Annotated in this window: 20 protein-coding genes; 9 read left to right on the top strand and 11 right to left on the bottom strand. The window is 74.0% G+C overall.

Features of this window, described 5'->3' with window-relative positions; translation table 11 throughout:
* Window positions 1-43: 43 nt before the first annotated feature.
* Window positions 44-1,078: a PucR family transcriptional regulator gene (locus BJP25_RS12095; protein WP_143219026.1), complete on the bottom strand. Its 1,035-nt coding sequence runs from the start codon at window positions 1,076-1,078 to the stop codon at window positions 44-46.
* Window positions 1,079-1,219: 141 nt separating this feature from the next.
* Between BJP25_RS12095 and BJP25_RS12090 the strand changes: the two genes are divergently transcribed.
* Both BJP25_RS12090 and BJP25_RS12085 read left to right on the top strand, forming a co-directional pair.
* Window positions 1,220-1,900, top strand: coding sequence for a TetR/AcrR family transcriptional regulator (locus tag BJP25_RS12090; RefSeq protein WP_075974962.1), 681 nt, complete (start codon window positions 1,220-1,222; stop codon window positions 1,898-1,900).
* A 433-nt stretch (window positions 1,901-2,333) separates the two neighbouring features.
* A complete protein-coding gene (locus BJP25_RS12085; RefSeq protein ID WP_233158034.1) occupies window positions 2,334-3,797 on the top strand; it encodes an alpha/beta hydrolase in 1,464 nt (487 codons plus the stop codon).
* 57 nt (window positions 3,798-3,854) lie between these two features.
* Here BJP25_RS12085 and BJP25_RS12080 read toward each other — a convergent pair whose 3' ends face one another.
* From BJP25_RS12080 to BJP25_RS12060, 4 genes are all read right to left on the bottom strand, one after another.
* Window positions 3,855-4,151 carry a hypothetical protein gene (locus BJP25_RS12080; protein ID WP_075974961.1) on the bottom strand — a complete coding sequence of 99 codons (297 nt, stop codon included), beginning with the start codon at window positions 4,149-4,151 and terminating at the stop codon, window positions 3,855-3,857.
* A 149-nt stretch (window positions 4,152-4,300) separates the two neighbouring features.
* On the bottom strand, window positions 4,301-4,585 hold the full coding sequence (locus tag BJP25_RS12075; RefSeq protein WP_075974960.1) for an ArsR/SmtB family transcription factor: 285 nt from the start codon (window positions 4,583-4,585) through the stop codon (window positions 4,301-4,303).
* A gap of 393 nt (window positions 4,586-4,978) precedes the next feature.
* On the bottom strand, window positions 4,979-5,869 hold the full coding sequence (locus tag BJP25_RS12065) for a fumarylacetoacetate hydrolase family protein (RefSeq protein WP_075974959.1): 891 nt from the start codon (window positions 5,867-5,869) through the stop codon (window positions 4,979-4,981).
* Window positions 5,866-6,801 carry an alpha/beta hydrolase gene (locus BJP25_RS12060; RefSeq protein ID WP_075974958.1) on the bottom strand — a complete coding sequence of 312 codons (936 nt, stop codon included), beginning with the start codon at window positions 6,799-6,801 and terminating at the stop codon, window positions 5,866-5,868. Before BJP25_RS12060 ends, BJP25_RS12065 begins: the two co-directional genes overlap by 4 nt.
* Before the next feature lie 122 nt (window positions 6,802-6,923).
* Between BJP25_RS12060 and BJP25_RS12055 the strand changes: the two genes are divergently transcribed.
* A complete protein-coding gene (locus BJP25_RS12055) occupies window positions 6,924-7,427 on the top strand; it encodes a TetR/AcrR family transcriptional regulator (protein ID WP_158075642.1) in 504 nt (167 codons plus the stop codon).
* 33 nt (window positions 7,428-7,460) lie between these two features.
* Here the strand turns inward: BJP25_RS12055 and BJP25_RS12050 are convergent, their stop codons facing one another.
* Window positions 7,461-8,366, bottom strand: a complete 906-nt coding sequence (locus tag BJP25_RS12050) for an NmrA family NAD(P)-binding protein (protein ID WP_075974957.1) — start codon at window positions 8,364-8,366, stop codon at window positions 7,461-7,463.
* A 37-nt stretch (window positions 8,367-8,403) separates the two neighbouring features.
* Between BJP25_RS12050 and BJP25_RS12045 the strand changes: the two genes are divergently transcribed.
* Together BJP25_RS12045 and BJP25_RS12040 are read left to right on the top strand one after the other, a co-directional pair.
* The gene (locus BJP25_RS12045; protein ID WP_332888631.1) at window positions 8,404-9,027 is read left to right on the top strand and encodes a TetR/AcrR family transcriptional regulator; all 624 of its coding nucleotides are present in this window, start codon (window positions 8,404-8,406) and stop codon (window positions 9,025-9,027) included.
* Window positions 9,008-9,913 carry a phosphotransferase family protein gene (locus tag BJP25_RS12040; RefSeq protein ID WP_075974956.1) on the top strand — a complete coding sequence of 302 codons (906 nt, stop codon included), beginning with the start codon at window positions 9,008-9,010 and terminating at the stop codon, window positions 9,911-9,913. Before BJP25_RS12045 ends, BJP25_RS12040 begins: the two co-directional genes overlap by 20 nt.
* Window positions 9,914-9,928: 15 nt before the next feature.
* Here BJP25_RS12040 and BJP25_RS12035 read toward each other — a convergent pair whose 3' ends face one another.
* Together BJP25_RS12035 and BJP25_RS12030 are read right to left on the bottom strand one after the other, a co-directional pair.
* Window positions 9,929-10,474 (bottom strand): hypothetical protein, encoded by a 546-nt coding sequence (locus tag BJP25_RS12035; protein WP_233158033.1) that lies wholly within the window; start codon window positions 10,472-10,474, stop codon window positions 9,929-9,931.
* A gap of 27 nt (window positions 10,475-10,501) precedes the next feature.
* Complete coding sequence (locus tag BJP25_RS12030) at window positions 10,502-10,711, bottom strand: hypothetical protein (RefSeq protein WP_143219025.1); 210 nt, start codon at window positions 10,709-10,711, stop codon at window positions 10,502-10,504.
* Between the two features lie 164 nt (window positions 10,712-10,875).
* Here BJP25_RS12030 and BJP25_RS12025 point away from each other — a divergent pair, with 164 nt between their 5' ends.
* Entirely contained in the window at window positions 10,876-11,565 is a 690-nt protein-coding gene (locus BJP25_RS12025; protein WP_075974953.1) for a class I SAM-dependent methyltransferase, read from the top strand.
* A 7-nt stretch (window positions 11,566-11,572) separates the two neighbouring features.
* Here BJP25_RS12025 and BJP25_RS12020 read toward each other — a convergent pair whose 3' ends face one another.
* Window positions 11,573-11,977, bottom strand: a complete 405-nt coding sequence (locus BJP25_RS12020) for a VOC family protein (protein ID WP_075974952.1) — start codon at window positions 11,975-11,977, stop codon at window positions 11,573-11,575.
* A 90-nt stretch (window positions 11,978-12,067) separates the two neighbouring features.
* Between BJP25_RS12020 and BJP25_RS12015 the strand changes: the two genes are divergently transcribed.
* The 3 genes from BJP25_RS12015 (at window position 12,068) to BJP25_RS12005 (ending at window position 14,916) form a co-directional block, all read left to right on the top strand.
* Window positions 12,068-13,036, top strand: a complete 969-nt coding sequence (locus tag BJP25_RS12015; protein ID WP_198943448.1) for a helix-turn-helix transcriptional regulator — start codon at window positions 12,068-12,070, stop codon at window positions 13,034-13,036.
* Window positions 13,037-13,078: 42 nt separating this feature from the next.
* The gene (locus BJP25_RS12010) at window positions 13,079-14,101 is read left to right on the top strand and encodes an LLM class flavin-dependent oxidoreductase (RefSeq protein ID WP_075974951.1); all 1,023 of its coding nucleotides are present in this window, start codon (window positions 13,079-13,081) and stop codon (window positions 14,099-14,101) included.
* Window positions 14,102-14,226: 125 nt separating this feature from the next.
* Window positions 14,227-14,916: a VOC family protein gene (locus BJP25_RS12005; protein WP_075974950.1), complete on the top strand. Its 690-nt coding sequence runs from the start codon at window positions 14,227-14,229 to the stop codon at window positions 14,914-14,916.
* Between the two features lie 22 nt (window positions 14,917-14,938).
* Here the strand turns inward: BJP25_RS12005 and BJP25_RS12000 are convergent, their stop codons facing one another.
* Window positions 14,939-15,451, bottom strand: coding sequence for a DUF4240 domain-containing protein (locus BJP25_RS12000; protein WP_075974949.1), 513 nt, complete (start codon window positions 15,449-15,451; stop codon window positions 14,939-14,941).
* Between the two features lie 38 nt (window positions 15,452-15,489).
* A complete protein-coding gene (locus BJP25_RS11995; RefSeq protein ID WP_075974948.1) occupies window positions 15,490-16,710 on the bottom strand; it encodes a PP2C family protein-serine/threonine phosphatase in 1,221 nt (406 codons plus the stop codon).
* Window positions 16,711-16,748 lie beyond the last annotated feature (38 nt).

Raw genomic sequence — 16,748 nt, 5'->3', positions numbered from 1 at the left:
GGACAACACGCGGGCCCGGGATTTGGTCCCGGGAGGACAAACCTCAGCTCCGGCTCAACCGCGACCGCAGCGCGGCCTCCAGCTCCCACCGCAGTTCGGGGTCGTCGAGGTCGTCGCCGAACAGCTCCTCCAGCCTGCGCATGCGATAGCGGATCGTCTGCGGGTGCACGTTGAGCAACCGCCCAGCGGCCGCGGTGTTGCCCCCGCACTGCAACCACGCCAGCAGCGTCTGGGCCAGGCGCAGGCCCGCCGCGTCGTCCACCGCGTCCAGCGGGGTCAGCCGGACGCGCTCGATCGCTTCGGACAGCTCGGGATCGCGCAGCACCATCAGCGCGGCCAGGTTGTCCTCCACCCGCGCGCAGTCCGCGTCAGCGACGCCCGCGCGCATCAACCGCGCCAGGTCGCGGGCTTGGCGCAGCGAGGCCGACGCCCGCTCCGGCGCCACGGCCGACCCCACGGCCACCCGCCACGACGGCACCAGGTGGCGGGTCAACCGCTCCAGGCGGGCGCCCGGGTCCGGCACCACGAGGAGCGCCTCGGACCGCAGCGCCCGCACCAGCACGTCGTCGGGCAACCCCACCGGGGCGTCCCCGGCGCTCGGGCCGCGCGGGGTCAGGTGCACCGCGACGAGGGCGGTCGGCACCCGCCACCCGGCCTCGGCCGCCGCCTCCGCCAGCTCCACCGGGGTCGGCGCGCGGTGCAGCAGCAGGTCCACCAGCCGGTCGCGCGCGGGGTTGCCCACCGGGCCCGCCGTCGCGCTGTGGAAGCCCTCGGCCAGGGCGTCGGTGATGTCGCCGTGGCTCATCAGCAGGGCCTCGGCCAACCGGCCCAGGTCGTCGCCGTCGGCGCCGGTGCGCGCGGCCACCGCGCGCAGCGCCGCCCGCGCGGAGCGGCGCATGGTCAACCGCAGGGTGCGCAGGTCCCACGACTCCAGCGCCGCCCGGCGCCCCGACTCGCGCAGCGCCGCCAGCGCCCGCTGCCGGGCCGCGCGGTCGCCCGCCGTGGCGAGCAGCAGCTCGACCCGCTGGCTCAGCTCGGTCTGCAACCGCCCGTCCGGCCGCTCGCGGGGGGAGTGCACCGGCGTCACCACCTCGGTCTCGGTGGCAGCGCGGGGCCCGGGACCGCTGCCGACCACTTGTAAGGTAGCGGCGGCCCGGTCAAGTGACAATGCTGTTTTCAGATCAGGCGGCTGTGGTCGGGGCAAGCGCGAGGAGGAGCCGTGGGCGGATCGACCGGTGGCGCGACCGGGCGCACCTACCGCAGCCGGTCCGCCGCCGAGCGCAGCGCCGACCGCAGGGAGCGGCTGCTCGCCGCCGCGCTGGAGCTGTTCGGCACCCGCGGCCGCGCCGCGACCTCCGTCAGCGACCTGTGCGAGCACGCGGGCCTGTCCAGCAGGCAGCTCTACCAGGAGTTCGCCAACCGCGAGGCCCTGCTGTTCGCCCTCTACGACCGCATCAACGACGAGGCCGCCCGCGCGGTGGCCGCCGAGCTGGCCGGGTCCGCCGCCGACCCCGCCCCGCAGCGCATCAGGGCCGCCATCACCGCCTACCTGCGCAGCACCGCCGCCGACACCCGCCGGGCCCGCGTGGCGTTCCTGGAGGTCGTCGGCGTCAGCGACGAGGTCGAGCGGGAGCGGCGGGAGCGGCGGTTGCGCTGGGCCAGGATGCTCTCGGTGGAGGTCGCCGCCGTCATCGAGTCGGGCGCGCTGCCGCCGCAGGACCCGATGCCGATGCTGGTCGCGTTCATCGGCGCGCTCAACGGCCTGGCGCACGAGTGGTGCCTGGACGACCACCGGCAACCGGTCGAGGACGTGGCCGAGACCCTGGTGCGGCTGCTCGTCGGCGGGCTCACCGCGCCGCCGGTTCCGCGTGGACCGGCTCCCGTGCGGCCGCCACAGTGAGCTTGGTCTGCCTGTCCAAGGCGGGATCGCCGAAGGAATCCAGACGGCGAACGTCGCCATCGACCCCAGCACCAGCATTGCCAATCACCCCAACAGCATTACTCCCCCTGACCGCGCTGGAAACACGACGGTAACGCGTGTCGCGCTGACCACTTCGGACCGCGCTCGGCTCGCCTTTTCCTGGCCCGGTCGAGACCTGGTCGAGCGGGGGTCGTTGCCCGGTGGTGATCGACTCGAAGGATTCCCCCCGGGGTGGTGGGTGTGGACAGTCGCGTGACGCGGTTGCCGGTGATCGCGGCGCCCGGCACACGACGGTGGCGTTGTCCACTGGGTGATGCCCCTGTGGATGGGCGTTTGCAGGGATTCGGGCGTGCGGCTTTACTCGGTCCCGTCAGGCGCCACCTGGGCGCGAACCGTTGCGGGAGTGGGAAGAATGGTCACCAGCATGCTGCGCCGCGCCACCGCGGTCGTGTGCCTCGTCCTCGCCGCGGCCGCGGTGGTCGCCGGGTCGTCCGCCGCGCAGACGACCGGGCCACCCGTCCTCGCGTGGGCGGCCTGCCCGGGTGACGCCGCGCCCGAGGCCCAGTGCGCCACCCTCACCGTGCCACTGGACCACGCCCACCCCGGCGGGGCCACGATCGACCTCGCGCTGGCGCGGATCCCGGCCACCGATCCGAGCAGGCGCATCGGGTCGGTGGTGCTGAACTTCGGCGGACCGGGTGCCTCCGGCGTCGACGGGATCGCCTACGGGCCCTCGCTGTCGGACAGCCCCGAGCTGGGCGTGCTGCACGAGCGGTTCGACCTGGTGAGCTTCGACCCGCGCGGCATCGGGCGCAGCGCGCCCGTCCGCTGCCCCTCGCCGCTGCGCGACCCGGCGGTCAGCACCTTCCCCTCGACCCCGGCCGAGTACGCCGCGCTGACGCGGGTCAACACCGCGGCGGGGGAGCGGTGCCGGGCCGCGACCGGGCCGGTCATCGACCACGTCGACACCGCCTCCGTCGTCGCCGACGTCGAGCGGATCCGGGCCGCGCTCGGGGAGCGGCGCATCTCCTGGGTCGGCATGTCCTACGGCACCGAGATCGGCCAGCGCTACGCCGAGGCCTACCCCCACCGGGTGCGGGCGATGGTGCTCGACGGCCTGTTCGACCACAGCCGCTCCACCCACCAGGCCGCCCTCGACGAGGCCCGCGCCACCGAGGACGCCCTGCACCGCTTCGCGTCCTGGTGCACCGCCGACCCCGGCTGCGCCCTGCACGGCCAGGACGTCGTCGCCCGCTACGACGCCGTCCTGGCCGCCGCCGAGCGCGGCGAACTCGTCGCCCCCGAACTCGGCAGGCCCCTCACCGCCGTCGAGGCCGCGGAAGGCGTCTTCGGCCACCTCATCGCCCGCTACGCCTGGACCGACCTGGGCACCGCGCTGGCCACCGCCGACGCCTCAGCCCTGGCCACCCACGCCGCCTCCCTCGACCAGGGCTACCCCGCCTACCGCACCGTCGGCTGCCACGACTTTCCCCCGGACCTGCGCGGCTGGACCGACCTCGCCGCCCGGGCCGCGGAAGTCCGCCTGGCCGCCCCCCACACCTGGCGCCACACCGAGTTCTGGGACTGGACCAGCGGCTGCGCGGGCTGGCCCATCCCACCCCAGAACCCGCCCCACCCCCTGCGCGTCACCGGCGCCCCGCCCATCCTCCTGCTGAGCACCACCCACGACGCCTCCACGCCCCTGGTGTGGGCCCAGTCGGTCCAGCGCGCGATCGAGGGCAGCCGGTTGCTCGTCGCGGACCAGGACGGCCACACCACCGTCCTCCACTCCTCCTGCGCCCGCACCGCCATCGCCGCCTACCTCACCGAAGGAGCCCTCCCCGCCCCAGGCGCCACCTGCCCCTCGGAAGGCTGACCAACCCCACGCCCACCGCCCTGCCCCCGGGTGCGCGTCGACGACGCGCGCTCGGGTTCAGTGGTCGTCGTAGTGGTCGTCGTGGGTGGCGTGGCGGTGGCCGTCGTGGATGTAGTCCACGTGGTCGCCGTGCGGGACCGCGACGTGGCCGCACCCCTCGCCGTGCGTGTGGTCGGCGTGCTCGTGCGGGGTGTGCTCGGCCGCCTCGCACTCGTCCCAGTGACCGTCGTGCCCGCGGTGCAGGTGCCCGTCGTGGGAGTAGTCCACGTGGTCGCCGTGCGGGACCGCGACGTGGCCGCACCCCTCGCCGTGGTGGTGGGCGTGGGCCGGGTGCTCGGTGTGGGCGGTGGTCATCGCCGTGCTCCTTCGCTGTGATCAGTCAACGCATAAAAACATGGCGATGTATTCATCGCAAACCGAGGAGGCGATGTCACCGCAGGTCACGGCGGGTGTGCAATGGGTGGGCGAAGGGTGCTCGGTGGGTGCGCGCAGGCCGTTTGAGGTCAGTCCGCGACCTGCTGGCGCACCAACTCGGCAAGCGATCTGGCCAACGGGCCATCGGCGATCCGATAGGTGACCACCCGCCCCGAACGACTGGCCGTCACCAACCCCGCAGAGCGCAGCACTCCGAGGTGGTGCGACGTCAACGGCTGGGAGATGCCCAAGTCCGCGACCAACTCCGACACCGTGGCAGCCCCCCGGGCCAAACGCCGCAACACCTCGATCCGCACCGGCGACCCCGCGGCCCGCAACGCCTCGGCCACGTCCTGCGCCGCGGAGTTGATCATGACTTACCAAAGCATCGCGATGTGCGCATGTCAACGGCTGGAGGTGTTCGCCGCCAACCCCGAGGGGATCTTCCACCGCTGGCAGACCAGCGGCACACCTGCTCCGCCTGGACGCCGACGGGTGGGGCGGGATGGGCGACCCCGCTGGCGACCCGTTCCCGACGTGGAACCTCCTGCCCCCGCCCGCCCGGGTGGTCTTCCGGGACGCTCGGTGCCGACGACGCCCTGTAGTTGCGCGGCAGGTCCCGGACGCTTTCGCAGGCGTTGATCGCCCAGCCGTGCTACCGAACCAGCAAGCCGGCGAGGGCGACCAACGCCCGCCACGTGATCCGCGCCGTCCTTGACGAGACCTGCGGTCAGCGGCCCTGCGCAGCGTCCGGGCCGTGAGCAGGCTCAGAGGATCCGGTGGTGGACCTCACCGATGCCGTCCAGGGTGAGGGTGAGGTCGTCGCCCGGGGAGAGCCAGTGGCCGGTCTCCATGCCGCTGCCGCCGGGGAGGGTGCCGGTGGCGATCAGCTCGCCGGGGTGGAGGTGTTCGTCGCGGGACAGGTGGGCGAGGACTTCCCCCGGTGACCACCGCATGCCCGCGCTCGACACCCGGCTGACGGTCTCGCCGTTGATCCGGACCGAGCCGGTGAGGCCGTCGACGCGGGGCAGCACCTCCTCGGCGGTGACGGCGGTCTCGGACATCGAGTTGGCGAAGTGCTTGGCCTTCTGCGGGCCGAACAGGCTCGTCATCTCCGCCCGCTGGACGTCGCGCGCGGAGAAGTCGTTGACCAGGACGAACGCGCCGATGGCCGCCTCGGCCTCCGCCGCGGTGGCGTTGTGCAGGGGCCGGGCGAGCACGAAGCCGAGCTCCAGCTCGAAGTCCAGCGCCGTCGAGTAGGACGGGGTGGCCACCGGGGTCCCGGAAGGCACGAACGCCAGGTGGTTGGCCATGTAGTACACCGGCTGCCGGTAGAACAGCGGGCGCGGCTTGAAGGCGGGGAAGGGCCTGCGCGTGACCTTCTCCACCACCGAGGTGAGCCGGTGCACGCCGGGGTGGAAGCGGCGCAGGAGCCCGCGCGAGGCGTCGATGTTGTGCTGCTCGTAGAGCATCGCGTCGCGGAAGGACAGCGGCTGGAACGGCAGCAGCGCCGTGCCCTGCGACTCCGCGCGGCTCATCCAGCCGGGGGCGAAGGGTTCGCCGCCGAGCGGTGTGGCGTCGTCGTGCGGCACCCACTCGCCGTCGTCGAACCGGTGCAGCGCGGGCCCCTGGGGCGTGGGGAGCCTGCGCAGCTTCACGGCGCTGTCCGCGGGGGGACGTGGGTGGTGAGGAACCGGAGCTGGTCCGCCACGACCGCCTCGAAGGGCTCGCCGGTGTAGATGTCGAAGTGCCCGGCGGGGTAGCGGATCACCTCACCCCGCGGTGCCTTGGCCGCGTGGCGGAGGGTGGCGCGGGGCGGGGCGACGGTGTCGCCGTCGCACACCGAGAACAGGATCGGGCAGCGGACGCGGCTCGCGGCGCGGCCCGGCCTGTGCAGGGGGATCTCCAGGGCGACCCGGGCGGGCACCTCGTCGGGGTACTCGTCCTCGGTGAGGTCGGAGGCCTTGAGCAGCTCGTGGATGCCGTCGAGCGCGTCGGGCGCGTTCATCAGCGCGACCTCGCCGGGGCGCCCGGCCACCTTGACCCGCACCGGCGGGCGGCGCAGCAGCCGCGCGAGGTGGTCCGCGAAGGCCGCGAACCCCACGCGCACCGTGGCCAGCGGCGAGATGGTGCGCGCCGAGGCGAAGCCGTCGGTGAACGGGCACTGGGCGATCGCCGCCACCACGTCGGCGTCCTCGGCGGCGGTGGTGATCGCGTGCCCACCCGCGAACGAGGTCCCCCACACCACCACCCGGTCGCCGTCGACCTCGGGCAGCGAGCGGGCGAAGGCGACCGCGGCGTGCCAGTCCTCGCGCTGGCGGCGGATGCTCAACAGCTCGCGCGGCTGGCCCTCGCTGTCGCCGAAGTGCCGGTAGTCGAAGACGAGGCAGGCGTAGCCCGCGGCCTGGAACCGCTCGGCGAACGCCGCGAGCCGCAGCGCCTTGACGCCCCCGAGCCCGTGCGCCATCACCACCACCGGCGGCGCGCCCGCGTCGGGGGCGGGGGTGGGGGTGGGCAGGTAGAGCCAGGCGTGGCAGCGGTCGGCGCCGGAGGTGAAGCGCACGTCGCTGCGCGGGGGAGCGTCGCTCATCGGTGACCCTTCTTGATTGCTGTTCAAGAGGAGGTTGGCGGCATCCGGAACACCTGTCAAGATGGGGTGTGCCCCGAAACCGCGTGCTTGTGCCGAAGGAACAAAAACGGGATGAGCTGCTGGTGGCAGCCGCACTGTTGTTGGTGCGCGACGGCTACGAGGCGACCTCGATGAGCAAGCTGGCACAGCACGCCGGTGTGGCCCCGAACACCCTCTACTGGTACTTCCAGGACAAGGACGACCTGCTCGTCGCGGTGGCCGACCGCTACCTGCACACCCTGCTGGCGGAGCTGGGGACGGTCACGGCCGAGCCGCTGGCCGAGCAGTTCCACTGGCTCGTCGACCGCCTGCGCCCGGTCAAGCACCTCGTCGCCACGGTGCACAACCGCCTCGCCGTCTCCCCGGTCATCGACGAGTGGCACACCGGCTTCCACCGCACCCTGGAGCAGGTCTTCGCCGCCAACCTGCCGCACCCCATCCCCGCCGACCGCCGCGTCGCCGAGGTCGCCGCCGCCACCTTCACCCTTGAGGGCGCCATCACCCACGCCGTCGACGCCGACACCACCCGCGGCCTCTGCGCCATCGCCGCGGACCGCCTCATGACCGCCGCCACCGCGCACGGGTAGGCCGTGACCGGTCCGAGGGGCCTGCCCGGCGCCTCACTCCGGCAGGCTCGCGCGCGCCCAGTCGGCGAAGCTGGTGAGCGGGATGCCGAGCGCCCGCGCGAACTCCGGCAGGGCCGGTTGCCCCTGCCGGTTCATCCACTCGTGCGAGGCCCCCATGCCGGGCATCCCGGCCGCCAACGCCTCCGCCTCGGTCATCTCCGGCGCGCGCAGCGGGGTGCCCAGCGCCTCCGACAGCACCTCCGCGATCCGGGACATGGGCAGCCGGTCCGACGCCAGTTCCAGTTCGACGCCGTGGAAGCGGTCCGGGTCGAGCAGCGCCGCGGCCGCGGCGGCCCCGATGTCCGCGGTGGCCACGAGGGCGACCTGGGTCGAGGGCTTCAGCACGCTCACGATCCCGCCCTCGACCCCGCGCGGGAACAGGAAGCCCATGGCGGGGCGGAAGTTGTCCATGAAGAACGCGGGCTTGATGATCGTCCAGCGGTCGAAGCCCGCGGCGCGCACGCGGTCCTGGATCTCGGCCTTGGCGTTCAGCGACGGCGCGACCGGGGACGTGCGCCCCCAGTCCCAGGCGGGGGAGTCGGCGTGCTGGCCCGCCCCGGACACCGACGTGTGCACGAACCGGGTGACGCCCGCGGCCCCGGCGCCCGCGATGAGGGTGCTCGCCTGCGCCACCTCGGCGTCGAAGTCGAACCGGCCGTCGGCGAAGGGCGCCATCTGCACCGAGAACACCGCCGCGGCGCCGCGCGCGGCCCTGGTCACCGAGTCGAGGTCGAGCAGGTCGCCGGGCACGACCTCGACGCCGAGGTCGCGCAGCGGCCCGGCCTTGGCCTGGTCGCGGACGAGGGCGCGCACGGGGGCGCCCGCGGCCAGCAGGGCGCGGGCGACCGCGCCGCCCTGCCTGCCGGTGGCGCCGGTGACGAGCACGGGAGCGGGGGGCATGGTTCCTCCGGGGAGCTAAGTGGCGGGGTCCGCCGTTTTGCTGTCCGGTACGATATGGCGGACCCCGCCACTTGGCAAGGAGGGAGGTCCGGCCATCGCCGACCGCCTGCGCGCCGACGCCCGGCGCAACCACGCGCTGATCCTCGCCGTCGCGGAGGACGAGGTCGCCCGGCGCGGCGCCGAGGCCTCCCTGGAGCAGATCGCCCGCACCGCGGGCGTCGGCTCCGCGACCGTGCGCCGCCACTTCCCGACCCGCCACGCCCTGCTGGAAGCCGTGTCGGGCAAGCGCATCGCGGCCCTGTGCGCCCGCGCGGCGGACCTCGCCGCCCACGACGACAGCCGGGCCGCCCTGATGGAGTGGCTGTCGGAGGTCGTCACCTACTGCGTCACCGCCCGCGGCCTCGCCGTCGCCCTCGCGTACCGGGAGTCCGACCCGCTGGGAGACAACACCTGCGCGGCCACGCTCGCCCAAGCGGGCACGCCGTTGCTGGAGCGCGCGGTGGCCGACGGGGGAGTGGCTGGCGGCGTGAGCGTGCTCGACCTGATCGCCTTGGCCGTCGGGGTGACGCTGGCGACCGAGCACGGGCCCGACCCGCTGCCGCGCGCGCATCGGCTGTTCGAGATCGCCATGGCGGGCGTGGGTGGACCTGCCCCCGTCTGAGCTGCCCCCGCCTGACCTGGTCGAGATCGCGTCCCGCCACGGCTGCTCGGGGCTCGTGCCCGTGGGCAGCGGCTTGGAGTTCGCTGTCTTCCGCGCCACGGCCGCCGACGGGTCGGGGGTCGTCCTGCGCACCCCGGTCGGCGGGCGTTTCCAGGGCAACGCCAACGATCCCGTCGTCGACACCCGCGCCCTGCTGCGGTGGGAAAACGCGGTCACGAAGCACGTCGCGGGTTTCGGGATCCCGGTGGCGACCCCGCGCGCGCTCGTGCTGGGTGACCGCGACGTGCTGATCAGCGACTACCTCCCGGACGACGGCACCGGCGCCGGCCAGGCCGGGCTGGGCGCGCTCCTGCGCCGCTTGCACGACATCCCGCCGCCCACCGCGGCACCGCCGCACCCGGCGAAGATGTCTACAGTGGACTTCCTGGTGCGGCGGATCACGCAGCGCTGGGCCGGGCTGCGCGCCATCGTGCCCGACCTGCCCGCCGCGCCCGCCGTTCCGGCGCTGCGCGCGACCCTCGCCGGTGCCCGTGTGACCAGCCTCGTCCACCTCGACGTCCGCGCCGCCAACCTCCGCTGCGTCGGCGGCACCGTCCGCGGTCTGCTGGACTGGTCGAACGCCCTCATCTCCGAACCGCTGCTGGAACTGGCGAGGGTGGCCGAGTTCGCCCTCCTGCCCGCCAACGGCATCGACTTCCACCGCGTCCTCGCCGCCTACGGCACCCCTGAACCGACCGGCGCTCGTTACTGGCTCTACCGGTTGGACGCCGCGCTGATGCTCGCCCTCGTCTTCACGTCCGAGGCCCCCGACCCCGTCGCGGGCGCCCGCGCCGTCGACCGCCTCGTGGACGTCCGGGCGCGCTTGCTCCGCCACTGGGACAGGTGACCGACCGGGCGGCGGTCACCGCTCGCGCAGGCGTCGGCGGACGTCGAGGCCGGCCAGGACCGCGGCGGCCTTGTCCGGGGAGAGCAGGCGCAGACCCATGAAGTTGTCGCCCGGGTTGAAGCCCGGCAGCGCCCACACCTGCTCGTAGGGGATCCGGGTGTGCCGCAGGGCGCGGAAGCTGTAGACGTTGCTCCACAGGCACCGCGTCGGGTCGGGGCGCCACAGGCGGCGGGCGAACTCGTGGTTGCGGAAGCAGTGCCCGACCTCCCCGATGGCCAGGACGTGCTTCTGCCCGGTGAGCAGCACGACGTCCCCGGCGGTCAACAGGTCCGCCCGCTTGTCGTGCTTGTCCGAGGCTCCCCAGAACCACGCCGACCCCGCGGGGTGCTGCTCGTCGAGCGCCGCGCGCTGCTGCTCGGTCAGCGCGCCCGCGAGGCGTGGCGCGTGGAAGTCCACGCAGGTGTCGAGGGTGTCCGCCCAGTGCCTGCGTGCGTGCCGGTTCCCGAACGACGGCTGGATGACCACCCGAGCCCCGTCCACACCCGCTGCCGAGATCGGCACACCCACTCCTCCCCGAACCAGGCAAGCCTAGTCCGGCCGCGCGCCCTTCCTCTCGCCTGATCCCTTGAAGGGAGACCACCCCTTCGCCACGACGACCCCGACGGACACGGCGGTCACCAACCCCGCGACGACGGGCGACAGCGCCCTGCTGAACCCCAGCAACCCCAGGGTGACGTTGATCGCCACCCCGACCAACGCGACGACGACGAGCACCCACCAACCGGTTCGACGGGACATCGTGGTGACCCCCAGTAGTCAACCGCGCTGACATCCCGTCCATCATGCCCGCGCCTGCCGCCTCACGCAGTCCCGGCAGGGGCCTCACGTTCGCGGGGTCGGGGCCGATGAGGTTCACGACGGCTGCCCGCGACGGGTGGCGCTGAGCACGGAGAGGGACACCGGTGGAACCCGACTTCTGGTTCGACTCCTGGCGCGAGGGCGGCACCAAGACCAGCTTCCACCTGCCCAAGGTGCACCCGCACGCGCGGTGGCTGGCCGAGACCGGCCTGCTCCGCGACGCGCGGGTGCTGGTGCCGCTGTGCGGCAAGAGCGTCGACCTGCTGTTCTTCGCCGAGCACGCCCGCGAGGTGGTCGGGGTGGAGCTGGTGGCGGACGCCGTCGACCAGTTCTTCAGCGAGAACGGGCTGGACCCCGTGCGGGAGGCGCCCGGGGTGCTGCGCGCGGGCAACGTCGTGATGCGCAACCAGGACCTGTTCGAGCTGACCGCCGAGGAGGTCGGGCAGGCGGACGTGGTGTTCGACCGGGCGTCGCTGATCGCGTTCCCCGCGGACATGCGGGAGCGCTACGTCGAGTCCGTCGCGCGCCTGCTGCGGCCGGGGGCGGCGTGGTTCCTCAACACCCTGGAGTACGCGCCGCTGCTGCCCACGCCGCCGTTCTCCGTGGGGCTGGCCGAGGTGCGCGAGCGGTTCGGCGCGTCCTTCGCCGTCGAGCAGGTGTTCGCCGAGCCGAAGCCGGAGCACCGGATGGTGGAGAAGTTCGGGCTGACCTCCTTCCAGGAGAACGGCTACCTGCTGCGCCACCAACCCCAGGACGCCTGGGTCGTGCCCGAGTTGGACCGCGTCAGCGCATAGGGCGTGGTCACCCGGTGTTGCGGGCGCGGGCCTGCTCGGTGACCGGGGTGAAGAGGTTGACCAGTGCGCCGTCGGGGTCGCGGAAGAGCAGGGAGCGGTTGCCCCACGGCATCGTCGTGGGGTGCTGCACCACGTCGGTCAGCAGGCCCTGGGCGCTGAGGCGGGCGTGCTCCCTGTCGACGTCGTCGACGAGGAATTCGAGGATGGCGCTGCGGTTGCTCGCGGGGGTCGCGGCGCCCGCGCCGAACAGGGCGACGGTGGCGGTGGCGCCGATGGCCAGGGTGCAGGAGGGCAGCAGCAGCTCGGCGAACTGGTCGGTGAGCCAGCGGGCGCCGGTGCCGGTGACCTGCTCGTAGAAGGTGACGAGCCGGGTGGGGTCGTCGGTGATGACGCGGATCGAGGCGAAGCGCACGGTGGGGCCTTCCCGGGTGGTCGTACGGGGTCACCGGAGACGCTAGGGGCGATACCGGGCAGGTTCCGCCCGGTATGGGAGCGTGCACCCGTGACCCGACCCACCGCCCGGGTGCTGGCCCTGCTGGCGATCCTGCAGAACGGCGGCACCCGCACCGTCGCCGACCTCGCCCGGCGCCTGGAGGTCGACGAGCGCACGGTGCGCCGCTACGTCGAGCACCTGGTGGACCTCGACGTCCCGGTCCGGTCGGTGCGCGGGCGCCACGGCGGGTACCGGTTGGCGCCGGGGTACCGGATGCCCCCGCTGATGCTGACCGACGACGAGGCCCTGGCCGTGCTGCTCGGGCTGGTCGCGAGCCGTCGCGCCGGGCTGCTCAGCACGTCGGCGTCGGCGGCCGAGGGGGCGGCGGCCAAGGTGCGGCGGGTGCTGCCCGAAGCGCTCGGTGCCCGGCTCGACGCGCTGCTGGAGGTCGCCGCCTTCACCGCGCCCGCCCGCCCGGGCCTCACCGCCGAGACCGAGGTGCTGCTCACCCTGGCCCGGGCCGCGCGCGACCGGCACCCCGTGGCGCTGACCTACACCGCGGGGCACGGTCGCACCAGCGAACGGGTGGTGCACCCCTACGGCGTGGTCGCCCACTCCGGGCGCTGGTACGTCACCGGCCACGACTCCGCCAGCTCCGACCTGCGCACCTTCCGCGTCGACCGGATCAGCGCGGTCCAGGTGCGCGCCGGGGCCTTCACCGCGCCCGAGGACTTCGACGCCGGTGAGCACCTGGTCTCCGCCCTCGCCGCCGCGCCCCACCGGCACCGCGTGGTCGTGCGCGTCAACGCGACCCCGGAGCGGGTCCGGGCGGTGTTCCCGCCCACCGTCGCCACCCTGGAGCCCGTGACAGGCGAGGGGTCGTGGCTGCGCGCCCGGTTCCAGGTGGAGAGCCTGGACTGGGTGCCCGCCGCCCTGGCCGCGCTCGACCGCCCGTTCGCCGTCGAGGAGCCCGCCGAGCTGCGCGACCGCGTGCGCGGGTTCGCCGCCCGGCTCACCGCGTGGGCGGGGGAGGGTTAGTCGGGCGGGAATCAAACGGCGGGCCCGGGCGCTTGCACGGGTGTGAAGAAGATTGGTTTCCTCTCGTTCGGGCACTGGTCGCCGGAAGGGCACTCCGGGACCCGGTCGGCCGCCGACTTCCTGCACCAGTCGATCGACCTCGCGGTCGCGGCCGAGGAGCTGGGCGTCGACGGGGCCTACTTCCGGGTGCACCACTTCGCCCGCCAGGCCGGGAGCCCGTTCCCGCTGCTGTCGGCGATCGGGGCGCGCACCTCGACCATCGAGCTGGGCACCGGCGTGATCGACATGCGCTACGAGAACCCGCTGTACATGGCCGAGGAGGCCGGGGCGGCGGACCTCATCTCCGGCGGCCGGTTGCAGCTGGGCATCAGCCGGGGGTCACCCGAGCAGGTCATCGACGGGTGGCGCTACTTCGGCTACGCCCCCGCCGAGGGCCAGACCGACGCCGACATGGCCCGCGCGCACGCCGAGGTGTTCCTCAAGGTGATCGAGGGCGAGGGGTTCGCCGAGCCCAACCCGCGCCCGATGTTCGCCAACCCGCCCGGCCTGCTGCGCGTCGAGCCGCACTCCGAGGGCCTGCGCGAGCGGATCTGGTGGGGGTCGAGCTCCAACGCCACCGGGGTGTGGGCGGCCGAGCTGGGCATGAACCTGCAGAGCTCCACGCTGAAGACCGACGAGTCCGGCGAGCCGCTGCACGTCCAGCAGCGCAAGCAGATCGAGGCCTACCGCGAGGCGTGGAAGGCGGCCGGGCACGCCCGCGAGCCGCGCGTGTCGGTCAGCCGGAGCATCTTCCCGATCACCACCGACCTCGACCGCGCCTACTTCGGCCGCGACCGCCACTCCCGCGACCAGGTCGGCATGATCGACGAGAGCACCCGGGCCATCTTCGGCCGCTCCTACGCGGGCGAGCCGGAGGAGCTGGTGCGCGCGCTCAAGGAGGACGAGGCGGTCGAGGCCGCGGACACGCTGCTGCTGACCATCCCCAACCAGCTCGGCGTGGAGTACAACGCGCACGTGCTGGCCGACGTCCTCACCCACGTCGCCCCGGCCCTCGGCTGGCGCTGACGACCACGACGCCGTGGCGGACCTCGCCACGGCGTCGCCGCGCCCGGGTCCGCCGAAATGCGGTGGCCCGCGCCTGCCCCGGTGGCTACGGTCGGCTCCTGACCGCCGGAGGGGAGGTGCGCGGGATGGCTTGCGTGCTGCGCGCGCTGTGCGTCGACGCCCATGACCCCGCGGGTCTTGCCCGGTTCTGGGCAGCGCTGCTCGGGTGGGAGACCACCGGGCGCGGTGAGCTGACCCCCACCGACGACACCGGGTTCGGCCTGCGGTTCACCCGGGCGCGTGACCCCAAGGCCACCAAGAACCGCATGCACTTCGACCTCACCAGCGCCACCCCGGACGACCAGCGGGCCACGGTCGAGAAGGCGATCGCGCTCGGCGGTGGGCACGTCGACATCGGCCAGCGCCCGGACGAGCAGCACGTGGTGCTCGCGGACCCCGAGGGCAACGAGTTCTGCGTCATCGAGGCGGGCAACCAGTTCCTCGCCGACTGCGGCCCCGTGGGCGCGCTCGCCTGCGACGGCACCCGCGCGGTCGGCCTGTTCTGGCAGGCCGCGCTGGACTGGCCGCTGGTGTGGGACCAGGGCGAGGAGACCGCCATCCGCTCCCCGCGCGGCGGCACCAAGATCACCTGGGGTGGCCCGCCGCTGGACCCCCGGGTGGGCCGCGACCGGGTCCGCTTCGACCTCGCCCCGCTCGACACCGACCTCCCCACCGAACTCGCCCGGCTCGTCGCCCTCGGCGCCACCGCCCGCACCGAGGAGGCGGGCGCCGCCACCCTGGTGGACCCGGACGGCAACGAGTTCCACCTGCGCTGAGCCCGGCGACCGCCGGGAGCGGTCAGAGGAACTGGGCGGCCAGGCGCGGGTAGCGGCGGCGCATCTCGGGCTCGTCGTCGAAGTCCCACTCCTCGCCCAGGTCCGGGTCCGGCAGGGGTTCGGTGAAGGTGATGTGGTCGCCGGTGCGATCCTCGTGGACGGTGTCGGCGGCGCCCAGGAGTGCTTCGTCCTCCATCCAGTCCTCGGGATCTCCGGCGTCCCCCGAGCCCGCGACGAGGTCGGCCAGGGAATCGGGGTCGGCCACGACGCGGTGGAAGGCGTCCTCGCCGCGGCCGACCAGCCAGGCGCGGAAGTAGTCGAAGCTGTCGTCCGAGCAGCCGCCCATCGCCACGTACGCCGCGCCCCAGACCTCCCAGGTGTAGGCGCGGGCGGCGACGCGGTGGTAGGTCTGCTCGAAGGAGACCAGGTCCGCGGTGCCCACGTCCCGCAGCACCACTTCCAAGGCCTCCCCGACCTCGTCGGGATCGGACTGCCGGGCGCGGTCGACCAGCGACCAGAAGGTGTTCTCGTCCACACCGGAACCGTAGCGGCGCCCACCGACAGGAACCGCTGTCATGGCTCGGGCAGCAGGCGCGCCTGCCCGGTGGTCGTCCACTCCAGCATCAGCAGGGTCGCGTCGTCCTGGAGTTTGCCGTGCTGGTGGTCGAGGACGGCGCGCATGACGCGGCGCAGTGTCTCCGGCGCGGGCAGGCCCGCGCGCTCGTGGTGCTCGATCAGCTCCGCGAGCCGGTCGAGGCCGAACTCGACGCCGTGCGGGTCGCGGGCCTCGGTGACGCCGTCGGTGTAGAACAGCACCCGGTCGCCGGGTTCGAGCCGGGTGGTGCTCGTGCTGGTCGGGGGACCCGAGGGCGGGCCCATCCCGAGCGGGGTCCGGCCGCCGCCCTCCAGCATGCGCACCACCCGGCCGTCGCGCACCACCGCGGGCGGCGGGTGCCCGGCGCTGAGGTGTTCCAGCTCCCCGGTCTCCAGGTCCAACCGGGCCAGGAACGCGGTGGCGAACGGCATCAGCGCGCCCTGGCGGTGCCCGGCGATGTTCCTGTCGGCCAGGTCCGCCGCGGCGAGCAGGCCCGCCCCCGAGCGGCGGGCGTTGCGGGTGGCGGCCAGCGCGATCGAGGTGGTCAGCCCGGCGGGCAGGTCGTGGCCCATCGCGTCGAACACCGCGACGTAGGCGTGGTCGTCGTCGACGGCGTAGTCGTAGCCGTCACCGCCCACCTGGTCGTAGGGCTCCATCAGCGCGGCGACCACGGCCCGGTCGCAGGCGAACACCGCGGGCGGCAGCAACTGCCACAGCAGCTCGGAGGCCACCGACAGCGGCTTCGCGCGCCGCACCCGGTGGAACCGGTCGCCGTAGTGCTGCTTGCTCACCACCAGGTGCGCGATGAGGCTGGCCAGCGTCCAGCCGTGCCTGCGCACGTCCGGGTCCGCCGGGTCGGTCCCCGCGGGCAGGGCCACCCGCGCCACCCCCAGCCGCTCGGTGCCGTCGAGCACGGGCACCCACAGCGCGGCCCGGTCGCCGTCGCGCACCGCGGTGATCTCGACCCGGGTGAAGGCGTGCCCGCCGGGGGAGCCCTCCGCGTCCAGCGGTGCCCCGCCCAGGTCGCGCACCGGTCGCAGTTCGCGCTGCCCCAGGTCGGTCAGGTAGACCTCGACGGCCACCCCCAGCGACGCTGCGGCGTCGTCGACCAGCGCGACCACCTGCTCCGGGGTCGCCAGGTGCGCGCGGTCCAGCGCCTCGGAGAAGACCGCCTGCCACGAGGGCCGCTCAGCGCTCATCCCTGGAGCCTAGAGGCACCCGGCGCACCCGCGCGCCG

Source organism: Actinokineospora bangkokensis (genome assembly GCF_001940455.1).
Lineage (GTDB): Bacteria > Actinomycetota > Actinomycetes > Mycobacteriales > Pseudonocardiaceae > Actinokineospora > Actinokineospora bangkokensis.
The sequence above is the reverse complement of the archived record's forward strand: the minus strand, read 5'-3'. Positions and strand labels throughout refer to the sequence as shown.

What these genes read in the sequence shown, in the direction of transcription:
- BJP25_RS12005 (WP_075974950.1), top strand. Translation starts at nt 14,227, where the DNA reads ATGGCTTGCGTGCTGCGCGCGCTGTGCGTCGACGCCCATGACCCCGCG.
- BJP25_RS12075 (WP_075974960.1), bottom strand. Translation starts at nt 4,585, where the DNA reads ATGATCAACTCCGCGGCGCAGGACGTGGCCGAGGCGTTGCGGGCCGCG.
- BJP25_RS12080 (WP_075974961.1), bottom strand. Translation starts at nt 4,151, where the DNA reads ATGACCACCGCCCACACCGAGCACCCGGCCCACGCCCACCACCACGGC.
- BJP25_RS11995 (WP_075974948.1), bottom strand. Translation starts at nt 16,710, where the DNA reads ATGAGCGCTGAGCGGCCCTCGTGGCAGGCGGTCTTCTCCGAGGCGCTG.
- BJP25_RS12085 (WP_233158034.1), top strand. Translation starts at nt 2,334, where the DNA reads ATGGTCACCAGCATGCTGCGCCGCGCCACCGCGGTCGTGTGCCTCGTC.
- BJP25_RS12030 (WP_143219025.1), bottom strand. Translation starts at nt 10,711, where the DNA reads ATGTCCCGTCGAACCGGTTGGTGGGTGCTCGTCGTCGTCGCGTTGGTC.
- BJP25_RS12050 (WP_075974957.1), bottom strand. Translation starts at nt 8,366, where the DNA reads ATGCCCCCCGCTCCCGTGCTCGTCACCGGCGCCACCGGCAGGCAGGGC.
- BJP25_RS12060 (WP_075974958.1), bottom strand. Translation starts at nt 6,801, where the DNA reads ATGAGCGACGCTCCCCCGCGCAGCGACGTGCGCTTCACCTCCGGCGCC.